This is a genomic window from Gordonia sp. McavH-238-E (genome assembly GCF_022348225.1).
In the GTDB taxonomy this organism is placed as follows: Bacteria; Actinomycetota; Actinomycetes; order Mycobacteriales; family Mycobacteriaceae; genus Gordonia; species Gordonia terrae.
Genome location: NZ_JAKRFE010000016.1, coordinates 17,259 through 30,054, shown reverse-complemented (window position 1 = coordinate 30,054; position 12,796 = coordinate 17,259). Strand labels below are relative to the sequence as shown.

Genomic DNA, 12,796 nt, shown 5'->3' with positions numbered 1-12,796 from the left:
CCAGTATGTGGTCGGACTCACGTGGCGCAGACGGCGGACTTCGGGTGCCCTGGAAGGAGGGAACTGCCCTATCGGGCTTCCCCGACGGGACAGACCGCCGATGCCGCCGGGACACACTCCCCCGTTCGAATGCCGATCACGACCACAGCCCTACCGACAGGACTGGGAGCCGACCCGATGACCGTTGTCGAACGCACCGCATCCACTTCCGACCCTCGCAGCGAATCAACCCGAAAGGAATTGCTGGGTCCCTTCTACGACGGGCGAGAGATGGTTCTCGCCGCCGTCCTCGCCGCGCTGGCCGGCGCCACCGGCGCCGCGGCATGGCTGTACTCCTCCGGCTGGTACGTCACCTTCATGACGGGCAACAGCGAACGGCTGGTGCTCGAACACGTCAAGGGGGCGCACCGGCTCGGCCTCACCGCTCTGCTCACCGTGGTGGTGTTCGTTCTCGGGGTGTTCGTGGCCACCTTGGCGCGAATGTATGTGTGGCGCAAGGCCAGGCACGGGGCGACGATGCTGACCGCGGGTTCGACGATCGCGGCGTGGCTCATCGACATCGGCCTCGAGAACGGCAATCGCGAATTCGGCGCCGGCCCGGTCCTCTGCCTGGCCTTCGGTCTCGGCGCACTCAACACCTCGATCAGCCGCAAGGGCGAGGTCGTCATGCCCCTGTCGTATGTGACCGGCACGCTGGTGAAGATCGGCCAGGGTGCCGGGTTGCACGTGGCCGGCGCCAAGCGGTGGGGATGGGTCGCTCACCTGAGCACCTACGCCGGATTCCTGGCCGGTGCCGGATTCGGTGGTCTGCTGTTCAACGCCTTCGACGAACGGAACTCACTGCTGACGTTGGCCGTGGTCGCGGTGGTCGCGGCGATGATCACCTGGCGCCTGGATCATCCGAAATTCTTGCGAGCCGATGTCCGCTGACGTGACGTCGCCGCACCAGTCCGCTAACCGCCCAGCGTCTTGTTCATCCGGCCGACGGCCTCGTCGTACTCGCTGACGAGATCGGCGATCAGATCGGCCACCGGCGTGATGGCGTTGCAGCGTCCGACGATCTGCCCGGCGGGCATGGCGACGACGTCGGGGTTGTCGGCCTGCGAGATCCGTGCGTGCGCCTCGGCGACGAGGAGGTTCTGCAGCGGCATCGGCAGCGGTTCGGGCGCCGATTCGGCATCCCACGCATCCGTCCAGGCCGTCTTCAGCAGTCGCGCAGGCTTTCCCGAGTAGATCCGGCGGCGCACGGTGTCGCGCGACGTCGCCTTGAGCAGCGCCTGCTGAACGGTCGACGGCTTGTCCGAGCCCTCCGGCACGCCGAGCTTGTACTCCGCGGCCGTCAGCCAGTACGTGCCCATCCACACACCCTGGGCACCCAGCGCGATCGCGGCGGCGATCTGACGACCGCTACCGACGCCACCGGCCGCGAGAACGGGGGCGGTGTCGCCGACCGCGTCGACGAGTTCGGGCCACAGGATCATCGAGGTGACCTCACCGGTGTGCCCACCACCCTCGTAACCCTGCGCGATGACGATGTCCACGCCGGCCTCGACGTGATGCAGCGCATGATCTTTCGCGCCTGCCAGTGCGGCCACCAGCACGCCGTTGTCGTGCGCGGTCTGGATGACGTCGGGCGGCGGCGACCCCAGGGCGTTGGCGATCAGTTTGATCTGCCCGTATTTCCGACGATGCTCCATCGAGATGTCGACGTGGGACCGCGCGACCGAGTGCAGCCAGCCGAGCACACCGGCGTCGACACGATCACCACCGGGCAGCGGCGGCACACCCAGATCGTCGAGCGTGCGCTCGACGAACGCCCGGTGCTCGGGCGGGATCATCGAGTCGAGGTCGACCTTGGAACCCTCGGTGGGGATCTTGGCGGGCATCACCACATCGACGCCGAAGGGCTTGCCGTCGGTGTTCTCGTGCATCCACTCCAGGACCTCGTCGAGCTCGTCGGCCTCGTTGAAGCGGACGCATCCCAGCACGCCGAGTCCGCCGGCGCGACTGATCGCCGCCGCCACGTCCTGGCTGGGTGTGAACCCGAAGATCGGGTATTCGATGCCGAACTTCTCGGCCAGTTCAGTACGCATTGTTGTCAGCTCGCTTCCGGCGCTCTACTGCGCCTCGTCGGCGGGACGCTCGGCGGTGACCGACGCTCCCCATCGGTAGTCGGGTTTGCCTGCGGGAGAACGCTTGATCTCGTCCACGAACCACACGCTGCGCGGGCATTTGTAGCCCGCGAGCTCTTTCCGCACGACGTCGTTGAGACTCGTGAGCGACGGCCGCGCCCCGTCGCGGGTGGCGATCACCGCGGCGACGCGCTGGCCCCATCGATCGTCGGCCACTCCCACCACGACGGTGTCGAACACGTCCGGGTGGGCCTTGAGCGCGCCCTCGACCTCCTCGGGGAACACCTTCTCGCCGCCGGTGTTGATCGACACCGACCCGCGGCCGAGCATGGTGATCGTCCCGTCGGCCTCGAGGACCGCATTGTCGCCGGGCAGTGAGTACCGCACGCCGTCGAAGACCTTGAATGTCTTGGCCGACTTCTCCGGATCGTTGTGGTAGCGCAGCGGCACATGTCCGGAGCGCGCGAGCACCCCCACCTCGCCACTCCCCGCCTCGACGGGTGTGCCGTCCTCCCGGAGGACGTGGGTCTCGCTGTCGGCCTTCACCCGTGGACCACCGGTGTGCGGGGTGCCCTTCTCGACGACTCCCATTCCACCGAAGCCGGTCTCCGACGACCCGATGGCATCGATGACGACTGCGTTCGGAAAGCGGTCGAGGAACTGTTCTTTCACGCTCGGCGAGAAGAGGCAGGCCGATGACGCGACGGACAGCACGCTGGACAGATCGCGCTCGTCGCCGTTCTCCAGCGCCTCGATCATGGGACGTCCCATGGCGTCTCCGGTGATGAACACGACGTTGACCTTGTGGCGTTCGACGATGTCCCACGCGGCCGAGCCGCTGAACTCGGGGTACACCACCGCTTTTCCGCCGGCGAACAGCGACTGGAAGATCGCCCACTGCGATCCGCCATGGATGAACGGCGGGATCGGGTACCGGACGAGCTGCCCGCCGTCGGCGCCGGTCTTGGCGAGATGCCACTCGTCGGGGACGGGTTCGCTGGTGTACCAGTCGATTCCGCCACCGAGCACACGCCAGACGTCCACCTGACGCCACACGACACCCTTGGGCTTCCCGGTGGTGCCACCGGTGTAGAGCATGTACAGGTCGTCGTCGCTGCGGTCCTCGAAGTCGCGTTCGGTCGACGATCCCGCGATCGCTTCCTCGTACCGGATGGCGTCGCCGTGTCCGTCGCAGCAGAGATCCTCGTCGGACCCGTCCTCGATGGCGATGCGGTGCTCGAGTTCGGGTGAGCGCGGCAACGTGTTGCAGACGCGGGTGGCGAAGCCGCGCTCGTGGATGAGCACCTTCATCCCGGAGTCGGTGAAGATGTGCTCGAGTTCGGCTTCGACGTAGCGGTAGTTGACGTTGACCATCACCGCGCGCGCCTTGAAGATGGCGACCATCGCCTCTACCGATTCGATGGTGTTCCGGCTGTACAACCCCACTCGGTCACCCGGCTTGACACCCAGTTCGCGCAGTGTGTGGGCGAGGGCGTTCGACCGCGCCTCCAGCTCGGCGTAGGAGAGCGTGCGGCCGCCGGACTCGAGCGCGATGCGCTCGGGAACAAGGTCGACGGCATGCTCGATGAGGTCGGCGATCGTGTAGGCCATGGGATCAAAATTAGAACGTGTTATCGTTCTGGGCAAGCGGCAATCCACTGCCGCCGCGATCACCTGAGCACAGCGAGACCGGAGCGCAGCGATGACCACAACAACCCCCGCCGAGTCCGTCACCGAGAAGGCACCCGAGTGCCTCGTCGAGAAGCGCGGGCACATCCTCATCGTGACGATGAACCGCCCGGAGGCGCGCAACGCGCTGTCGACGGAGATGATGCGGATCATGACGGAGGCGTGGGATCAGGTCGATGCCGACCCCGACATCCGCGTGGCCATCCTCACCGGCGCCGGCGGATACTTCTGTGCGGGCGCCGACCTGAAGAGCATGAACAAGAACGCACCCGGCGACACGGTGGACTCCGGCGCCTGGAATCCGGCGTCGCTGCCCGCGCTGCTCAAGGGACGCCGCCTCACCAAGCCGCTGATCGCCGCGGTGGAGGGACCGGCGATCGCCGGCGGCACCGAGATCCTGCAGGGCACCGACATCCGGATCGCCGGCGAGAGCGCGAAGTTCGGTGTCTCCGAGGCGCGCTGGGGGCTCTACCCCATGGGCGGCAGCGCCGTCCGGCTCGTCCGACAGATCCCGTACACCGTCGCCTGCGACATCCTGCTGACCGGTCGCCACGTCACCGCGCGAGAGGCCCTGGAGTACGGCCTGATCGGCCACGTCGTCGACGACGGCGCCGCGCTCGACAAAGCCCTCGAGCTCGCCGAGAAGATCGCGGCCAACGGTCCGCTCGCGGTACAGGGAATCCTGAAGACCATCCGCGACACCGAGGGCCTGCACGAACTCGACGCCTTCGAGATCGACGCGAAGATCGGCATCTCGGTCTTCAAGTCCAAGGACGCCAAGGTCGGCCCGCGCGCGTTCGCCGAGAAGCGCACACCCGAGTTCACCGGCGAGTAGTCACTTCAGCGCACAATCAACACGAAACGACGCCCAGTCGACGAAAGTCCACGCCCAGTCGACGAAGGACGAGGCACGGTCGACACCAGTCCGACTCCAGCCCTACCGAGCGAGGCGCGCGGTAGGGCTGGAGAGCACCGGTCAGTCCCCCGCCGACTGCCGAGGACGCAGCACGATCTCGTCGAGGCGCCGACGCTGGTGGTCCTCCACCGAGAGTCCCGCCTGGATCTCGACGACGAGCGCGGCCGCGACATCCCGGATCTTGACGTTCTCCTGCTGCGAGCGCCAGCGGAGCACATCGAACGCCCGGTCGGCGTTGACTCCGTACACCAGCATGAGCATGCCCTTCGCCTGCTCGATCACCCCGCTGCTGTCCCGGAAGGCCCGGACCTGATCGTCGACCCGCCGCTGCACCGCGGCCAGTTCGGCGTCGGTCAGGTCGAGATAGAAACCCTCGGTGCCGATGGGCACACCGGTTGCGTCGGTGATGGAGTGGGCGATGACCGCCACCGGTCGGACGCGCCCCGACGTGTCGACGATGCGGTGACGGCTCGAGAACGGCGCGTGATTGGTGAGCATCTCGGCCATCACCGCGTCGAAGTGGGCACGGTCCTCGGGGTGCTTGTGGCGGCGCATCAGCTCGGTGGTCGGTTCCACCTCACCCGGTGCGTAGCCGTGCAGCGCGGCGACCTCGTCCGACCACTCCCACTTCTCACCCTCGTAGAAGAAGCGAAAGTTGCCGATGCGGCGCATTCCCGACGGCATCCGGTCGGACGTGTTGTTCTGCCTTCCCGCCGGGAGGCCGCCCCGTTCGTGGTCTGCGCCCTCACAACGAGGATCGTGATCACCGTGTCGCACGGGGTGAATTCTATGGCCGAATCACACCAGCGTCGCCAGTTCGCGGATCGTCTCGGCGTCGCGCGCGGTGACCATGAGCATGGTGACCCCGGCCGCCTCCCACTCCTTGATCTGCGCGCGCACCTCGTCGGCGGTCCCGACCAGCATCGTCTCGCGGACCATCTCGTCGGGCACCGCGGCCATCGCCTCGGCCTTCTTCCCGCTCAGGAACAGGCTCACGATCTCGTCGACGGCGTCGCCGTAACCCATCCGCTTGTACAGCTCGGCGTGAAAGTTCTTCTCCTTGGCGCCCATTCCGCCGACGTAGAGCGCCGTCGACGGCCGGTACCGGTCGATGGCGGCCGCGACGTCGTCGGTGATGACGACCTGCACGGTCGCGGCCACCTCGAAGTCGCTGCGCGACCGGCGCGCACCCGGGCGGGCGAATCCCTCGTCGAGCCAGGCGTTGTACTGGTCGGCGAGGCCGAGGCTGAAGAAGATGGCGAGCCAGCCGTCGGCGATCTCGGCGGTCTGCGCGACGTTCTTCGGGCCCTCGGCGCCCAGCCAGATCGGCACATCGGCGCGCAGCGGGTGGGTGATCGGCTTCAACGGTTTCCCGAGGCCGGTCGACCCCGGTGCGTCAGCCGGATACGGCAGCGGATAGTGCGGACCGGGGTTGGTCACCTTGTCCTGGCGCGCGAGCACGTCCCGCACCACGCGCACGTACTCTCTCGTGCGCGCCAGCGGTTGGGCGAACGGTTCGCCGTACCAACCCTCCACGACCTGCGGTCCCGACACCCCGAGTCCGACGATGTGCCGGCCGCCGGAGAGATGGTCGAGGGTCAGCGCGTGCATGGCGAGCGAGGTCGGCGGTCGCGCCGACAGCTGGGCCACCGCGGTGCCCAGTCGCAGACGCGAGGTCGCGGCACCCCACCACGCCAGCGGCGTGTACGCATCCGATCCCCACGACTCCGCGGTGAACACGGCGTCGAAGCCACATTCCTCCGCGGCGGCGATCAATTCCGGCGCGTTCGGGATGGGGTCGGCGCCCCAGTACCCCAGTTGCAGACCGAGCTTCACTCCCACTCCCCTTTCGCCCGGCCGCGCGTTCCCACGGCCTGACATGCACCTTGTGTCCAATACTAGAACGTGTTCTACTCGAGATGTGAGCATGAGCGTAACGTCTCCGGCCGCCCCGAGTCCCGTTGCCGAGGTGCCCGAGCCGAAGTCCCCCATCCTGACCGCTCCCCTGACCAACTCGTTCGACTACACCAGGTCTCTGGGTCCGGTTCTCAGTCAGTTCGCACTCGCCCTGCGCGACGGTCGGATCATCGGCTCGAGAGGCAGCGACGGCAAGGTCGCGGTCCCTCCGGTCGAGTTCGACCCCGTCACCGGCGCGCAGTCCACGGAGTTCGTCGAGGTGTCGACCGTCGGCACGGTGACCACGTGGACCTGGAACCCGGAGCCGGTACCCGGCCAACCGCTGGACAAGCCGTTCGCATGGGCGCTCATCCGCCTCGACGGCGCGGACACGACTCTGCTGCATGCGATCTCGGTCGGCTCCCCGGACGAGATGTCGACCGGGATGCGGGTCCACGCGGTGTTCGGCGCGGCTCGTATCGGCCGCATCGACGACATCGCCCACTTCGCCCCCGGCGAGGAGCCGGCCACCGCCCCTGCCAACACCGCCGAGGCACCCAAGGGTGCCGACACCGGCCTCCTCGTCATCCCCACCCCGGTCAGCACCGAGATCATCCACTCGGCCAACGAGGAGGAGTCCGTCTACCTCGAAGGGCTGAAGGCGGGCAAGCTGATCGGGACCCGTATCGGTTCGGGTGTCGACGCCGGACGCGTGTACTTCCCGCCCCGTGGCGTCAGCCCGGCCGACGGTTCCCCCGCGGTGGAACGAGTCGAACTCGCCCACACCGGCATCGTCACCACGTTCTGCATCGTCAACGTGCCCTTCCAGGGCCAGCGGATCAAGCCTCCGTACGTCGCCGCCTACGTGCTCCTCGACGGCGCGGACATCCCGTTCCTCCACCTGATCCTCGACATCGAGGCCGCCGAGGTCCGAATGGGCATGCGCGTCAAGGCCGTCTGGCTCCCCGAGGACGAATGGGAGCACTCGATCGGCAACATCAGCCACTTCGCGCCCACCGGGGAACCGGACGCCGAGTACGAGACCTACAAGGACCACCTCTGATGACACTGCCCCCGATCGCGATCATCGGTTTCGCGCACAGCCCCAATGTCGCCGGCACCCACGGCACCACCAACGGTGTCGAGATGCTGATCCCGTGCTTCGAGAAGCTCTACGCCGAGCTCGGCATCGCTCGCACCGACATCGAGTTCTGGTGCAGCGGATCGTCGGATTACCTTGCCGGCCGCGCGTTCTCCTTCATCTCGGCGATCGATTCGATCGGCGCCATGCCGCCCATCAACGAGTCACACGTCGAGATGGACGGCGCATGGGCGCTCTACGAGGCGTGGGTCAAGATCGCCACCGGTGAGGTCGACCTCGCGCTCGCCTACGGTTTCGGCAAGGCCACCGCCGGCAATGCGGATCAGACCCTGACCCTGCAGACCGACCCCTACACGGTCGCTCCCCTGCACCCCGACGCCCGGTCGCTCGGCGCGCTGCAGGCGCGAGCCGGGATCGACGCCGGGGTGTGGACCGAAGAAGACATGGCGACGATCGGCGCCCGCACCTTCGGCGGCTCGGTCGACGAGCTTCTCGGCCGCGACTACGTCGCGAATCCGCTACGGGCGCACGACATCGCGCCGTACACCGACGCCGCCGCCGCGGTCGTCATCGCCAGTGAGCGCAAAGCGCGTGAACTCGTCGCCAATCCGGCATTCGTCACCGGATGGGACCATCGGATCGACACCCCCAACTTCGGGGCACGCGACCTCACCCTCTCCCCGTCGACGAAGCTGGCCGGCGACACCGCGTTCGGCGATCGCAGCCGTGCGGTCGACGTCGCCGAGATCAACGCGTCGTACACGCATCAGGAGATCATCGTCCGTAACGCACTCGGCCTTCCGGACTCGGTGCGGATCAACCCGTCCGGCGGTTCCCTCGCCGGCAATTCGCTGTTCTCGGCCGGCCTGCAGCGCATCGGCTACGCCGCGCACGAGATCCTCGGCGGCAACGCGGGCACCGCGCTCGCCCATGCGTCGAGCGGCCCGCTGCTGCAGCAGAACATGGTGGTCACACTGAGTGCCCAGAACAACGAGGGGGCCGGGAACTGATGGGACACAACAACCGTGCCGCGGTGCTGGGCACCGGGCAGACACGATACGTCGCCAAACGGTCCGATGTCACGATGGCCGGCATGGTCCGCGAGGCCATCGACGCCGCGCTGATCGACTCGAAGGTCTCGCTCGACGACATCGACGCGATCGTCATCGGCAAGGCGCCCGACCTGTTCGAGGGGTCGATGATGCCCGAGCTCGCGATGGCCGAGGCCATCGGCGCGGTCGGCAAACGCCTCATCCGCGTGCACACGGCCGGCTCGGTCGGCGGGTCGACGGCCAACGTGGCCGCGTCGCTGGTCTTCGCGGGCGTGCACAAGAGAGTCCTCGCGGTCGCGTGGGAGAAGCAGTCGGAGTCCAACGCGATGTGGGCCCTGTCGATCCCGGTGCCCTTCACCAAACCGGTCGGTGCGGGCGCGGGCGGATTCTTCGCACCGCACGTACGCGCCTACATCCGGCAGTCCGGGGCTCCCGAGCACATCGGCGCGATGGTCGCCGCCAAGGACCGTCGTAACGGCGCGTTGAATCCCCTTGCGCACCTGCATCAGCCGGATCAGACCGTCGAGAAGGTCATGAGCTCGCAGATGCTGTGGGACCCGATCCGCTACGACGAGACCTGCCCGTCGTCGGACGGCGCCTGCGCGGTGGTGATCGGCAGCGAGGATGTCGCCGATGCGGCCGTGGCCGCGGGTGATCCGGTGGCGTGGATTCACGCCACCGCGATGCGCACCGAACCGCTGTCCTATGCGCACCGCAACGTCGTGAGTCCCCAAGCCGGGCGCGACGCCGCCGCCGCGCTGTGGAAGGCCGGTGGCATCAGCAATCCGCTCGACGAGATCGACGCCGCCGAGATCTACGTCCCCTTCTCGTGGTTCGAGCCGATGTGGTTGGAGAACCTCGGCTTCGTCGCCGAGGGCGAGGGTTGGAAGCTCACCGAATCGGGTGACACCGAGATCGGCGGCCGCCTGCCGCTCAACGCGTCGGGCGGTGTGTTGTCGTCGAACCCGATCGGCGCATCGGGCATGATCCGTTTCGCCGAGGCAGCCATCCAGGTCATGGGCAAGGCGGGCGACCACCAGGTCGCCGATGCGCGCAAGGCGCTGGGTCACGCCTATGGTGGTGGCTCGCAGTACTTCTCGATGTGGCTCGTCGGGGCGGACAAGCCCCTCCACTGATCCGTTCTCGTAGCAGTCATGCGCGCCATGTGCGCATGACTGCTACGACATGCGTTCTGGCACAGCGCAGGCGAGGCCGTCGGACATCCCGGTCGGCCGAACGCCCAGTGACTGGTTCAGCCGAGCCCGCTGGTTCTCCCATGCGATGGTCATCGCGAGCTCGACGATCTGGGTCTCCGACAGATGTTCGGCCAGCCGACCCCGCAGCTCGGCGAGATTCTCGCCCACTGCGGGGGTCAGGGTCATCGCCTCGGCGTAGCCGATGACGAGTTTCTCCAGCTCGGTGTACGCACCCGATTCCCGATACCGCGGCAGATCGCGAAGCTGCTGCTCGGTGATGCCCGCTCCCGTCGCGAGCGCCGAACCGATGTCGAGGCAGAACTCGCAGCTGACCAGGCCGGCCGTTTTCAGTTCGGCCAGCTCCTTGAGCTTCGGGTCCATCCGATTCGACAGCAGCAGTGCCGATTCCATGCCCATGGTCGCGCCGGCGACGAGGGGTCGTCGTGCCAGATGGCCGACGAGTTCGGCGCGATGCCGTCGGGCCCGCCCCATCGCGCGAAGGTAGTTCCGTGTTCGGTGCAGTGCCCTCATCGTCCGTCCTTCCGGTGCCGATCGCCGACCTTTACGCACCTCATCGTGCGCCGATGCGACTCCGGTGTAAACGTCCGATGGCTCACAGGCACCGTCACTGACAAACACCGCGGGCGGGACAGGTGGTCGTCACCTGTCCCGCCCGCGGTGGGCAACTCGTGCGCCGATCAGGCCTTGCGCACCGAGTTGATGGTCTTCTCCACTTCCCAGAAGGCGCGCAGTGCCGACAGCTTCCCCTCGGCGTCGGCCCGATACGTGAAGACTCCCCGCGCCTCGGAGACGTGGCCGGCGATGTGGGTGACGATGCTGCCGATGTAGGCGACCTCGTTCCCGCAGATGATCTCCTCGTCGAACCGGAAGTCGATGTTCTCGGTCGTCCCGATCGACTTGTCCCAGAACTCGGAGATCGCCTCGTGCCCACGGAATCCGGCGCCGTCCGGATCGAACATCGACGGACCGACCGGGTCCTCCACCGTGGCGTCGACGGCGAAGTTGTCGATCCACGCCTGCTTGTCCCGTGACGCCACGAACTCACGCGAACGACGACCTGCCACGACTGCGGGATGATTCTCCCGGTCGATGCCGAGGTAGGCCGGCGACTGCTGTCCGGCGGTCTCCTCCGCTGCGGTCACTTCGTACCGTAGTCGACGCGGAGTTCCTTGACCCCGTTGATCCAACCGTGCCGCAGGCGGCGCGGGGCGTCGAGCTTGGTGATGTCGGGCACCATGTCGGCGAGCGCGTTGAACATCAGGTTGATCTCCATCCGCGCGAGGTTCGCGCCGACGCAGAAGTGCGCACCGTTGCCGCCGAACCCGACGTGCGGGTTCGGGTCACGCATGATGTTGAACGAGAACGGATCGTCGAAGACGTCCTCGTCGTAGTTCGCCGAGCCGTAGAACATACCGACGCGCTCGCCCTTCGCGATGTGGACGCCGCCGATCTGCGTGTCCCGCTTGGCAGTCCGCTGGAAGCAGTTCACCGGGGTCGCCCATCGGACGATCTCGTCGACCGCGGTCGCCGGGCGCTCCTTCTTGAACAGCTCCCACTGGTCGGGGTTGTCCAGGAACGCGTTCATCCCGTGGCTGATGGCGTTACGGGTGGTCTCGTTACCGGCCACGGTCAGGAGGATGAAGAAGAACCCGAACTCGGTCTCGTCGAGCGCCTGCCCGTCGATGTCGGCGTTCACCAGAGTGGTGACGATGTCCTCGCCGGGATTCTTACGCTTCTCCTCGGCCATCGTGTAGCCGTAGCCGAGGATCTCGGCATTCGCCTGCTGCGGATCGGTGGTGTAGTCCGGGTCGTCGGCGTTCATCATCGAGTTCGACCAGTCGAACAGCTTCTCCCGGTCCACCTCGGGCACACCGAGCAGATCCGCGATCGCCAGCAGCGGGAGGTCGACGGCAACGTCCTTGACGAAGTCGCCGCTGCCCTTCTCCGCGGCCCGCCTGACGATCTCACGCGCGGCATCGTCGAGCTTCTCCTCGAGGGAGTGCACGGCACGCGGCGTGAACAACTTGGAGACCAGCTTGCGCAGGCGTGTGTGCTCCGGCGGATCGTGGTTGATCAGCAGCGCCTTGGTGATCTCGATCTGATCGGCGGTCATGTCGTCCTCGAAACGCATGATCACGCCGTTGGCGTTGGTTTCCCAGTCGTCGTTGTTCTTCGAGATCTCGCGGACGTGGGCGTGCTTGGAGATCACCCAGTAGCCACCATCGTGGAACCCGCCGCCCTTTCCGGGCGCCTGGGCATTCCACCAGACGGGTGCGGTCTTGCGCAGTTGCGCGAATTCCTGCACGGGGATTCCCTTTTCGAGCAGATCAGGGTTGGTGAAATCCCACCCTTCCTGCTGCATGAACGGGCACTCCGCGACGACGTCGGGAGGGCTCGCGTGCGCAGAATCCGCCGTGGTCGGCTCGCTGCCGATCGGGGCGCTCTGGGCCTGGGTCACGTCACACCACCTCGCTGTGAGATTTAGAACCTGTTTCAATCACATTGAAGCACACTGTGACCCATTCGACACCCCCAGACGAGAACTTGTTCTAGTTTTGTTCCCGGCTTGTTGCCCCCACCAGCAGCGTTGCTTCGCAGATCCGACCATGTTCGCCATCGTGCAGCGCAGTCGTACGACGCCGGACCGCGTCCCGAGGTGTCATCGGGGGACGCCTTCCGGACCCACCATAGACGCAAACATAGAACGTGTTCTAGCGTGATCTCAGCGGCCTCGACGCCCTGTCGTCGGGCCATACCCGGTGGGCAACGGAGTTCACCGAGACCAACGAAGG

The 12,796-nt window shown here is 66.9% G+C and carries 12 protein-coding genes; 5 read left to right on the top strand and 7 right to left on the bottom strand.

The annotated features are described in order from the left end of the window. Nucleotides 1–177 precede the first annotated feature (177 nt). Nucleotides 178–930: a DUF1275 family protein gene (locus tag MHN80_RS21020; protein ID WP_239403501.1), complete on the top strand. Its 753-nt coding sequence runs from the start codon at nucleotides 178–180 to the stop codon at nucleotides 928–930. A 23-nt stretch (nucleotides 931–953) separates the two neighbouring features. On the opposite strand, the gene MHN80_RS21015 is transcribed toward MHN80_RS21020, so the two are convergent. Together MHN80_RS21015 and MHN80_RS21010 are read right to left on the bottom strand one after the other, a co-directional pair. Next, the gene (locus MHN80_RS21015; protein WP_064569769.1) at nucleotides 954–2,093 is read right to left on the bottom strand and encodes a nitronate monooxygenase family protein; all 1,140 of its coding nucleotides are present in this window, start codon (nucleotides 2,091–2,093) and stop codon (nucleotides 954–956) included. A gap of 24 nt (nucleotides 2,094–2,117) precedes the next feature. Further along, nucleotides 2,118–3,743, bottom strand: a complete 1,626-nt coding sequence (locus tag MHN80_RS21010) for an acyl-CoA synthetase (protein WP_239403500.1) — start codon at nucleotides 3,741–3,743, stop codon at nucleotides 2,118–2,120. A 91-nt stretch (nucleotides 3,744–3,834) separates the two neighbouring features. Here MHN80_RS21010 and MHN80_RS21005 point away from each other — a divergent pair, with 91 nt between their 5' ends. Continuing rightward, nucleotides 3,835–4,656, top strand: coding sequence for a crotonase/enoyl-CoA hydratase family protein (locus tag MHN80_RS21005; protein ID WP_004022056.1), 822 nt, complete (start codon nucleotides 3,835–3,837; stop codon nucleotides 4,654–4,656). Between the two features lie 141 nt (nucleotides 4,657–4,797). Here MHN80_RS21005 and MHN80_RS21000 read toward each other — a convergent pair whose 3' ends face one another. Further along, a complete protein-coding gene (locus MHN80_RS21000) occupies nucleotides 4,798–5,514 on the bottom strand; it encodes a PAS and ANTAR domain-containing protein (RefSeq protein WP_239403499.1) in 717 nt (238 codons plus the stop codon). Nucleotides 5,515–5,535: 21 nt separating this feature from the next. Then, entirely contained in the window at nucleotides 5,536–6,573 is a 1,038-nt protein-coding gene (locus MHN80_RS20995; protein ID WP_004022058.1) for an LLM class F420-dependent oxidoreductase, read from the bottom strand. Nucleotides 6,574–6,664: 91 nt separating this feature from the next. Between MHN80_RS20995 and MHN80_RS20990 the strand changes: the two genes are divergently transcribed. From MHN80_RS20990 to MHN80_RS20980, 3 genes are read left to right on the top strand one after another with little or no spacing between them, the layout of a single operon-like run. Further along, nucleotides 6,665–7,696, top strand: a complete 1,032-nt coding sequence (locus tag MHN80_RS20990) for an OB-fold nucleic acid binding domain-containing protein (protein WP_239403498.1) — start codon at nucleotides 6,665–6,667, stop codon at nucleotides 7,694–7,696. After that, a complete protein-coding gene (locus MHN80_RS20985) occupies nucleotides 7,696–8,745 on the top strand; it encodes a thiolase domain-containing protein (protein ID WP_101819843.1) in 1,050 nt (349 codons plus the stop codon). Before MHN80_RS20990 ends, MHN80_RS20985 begins: the two co-directional genes overlap by 1 nt. Next, on the top strand, nucleotides 8,745–9,923 hold the full coding sequence (locus tag MHN80_RS20980; protein WP_004022061.1) for a thiolase domain-containing protein: 1,179 nt from the start codon (nucleotides 8,745–8,747) through the stop codon (nucleotides 9,921–9,923). The genes MHN80_RS20985 and MHN80_RS20980 overlap by 1 nt, the downstream gene beginning before the upstream one ends. 42 nt (nucleotides 9,924–9,965) lie before the next feature. Here MHN80_RS20980 and MHN80_RS20975 read toward each other — a convergent pair whose 3' ends face one another. The 3 genes from MHN80_RS20975 to MHN80_RS20965 form a co-directional block, all read right to left on the bottom strand. After that, entirely contained in the window at nucleotides 9,966–10,514 is a 549-nt protein-coding gene (locus MHN80_RS20975) for a carboxymuconolactone decarboxylase family protein (protein ID WP_239403497.1), read from the bottom strand. Nucleotides 10,515–10,681: 167 nt separating this feature from the next. Next, complete coding sequence (locus MHN80_RS20970; RefSeq protein WP_004022063.1) at nucleotides 10,682–11,146, bottom strand: nuclear transport factor 2 family protein; 465 nt, start codon at nucleotides 11,144–11,146, stop codon at nucleotides 10,682–10,684. Next, nucleotides 11,143–12,462, bottom strand: a complete 1,320-nt coding sequence (locus MHN80_RS20965; RefSeq protein WP_004022064.1) for a cytochrome P450 — start codon at nucleotides 12,460–12,462, stop codon at nucleotides 11,143–11,145. The genes MHN80_RS20970 and MHN80_RS20965 overlap by 4 nt, the downstream gene beginning before the upstream one ends. Nucleotides 12,463–12,796: the final 334 nt, after the last annotated feature.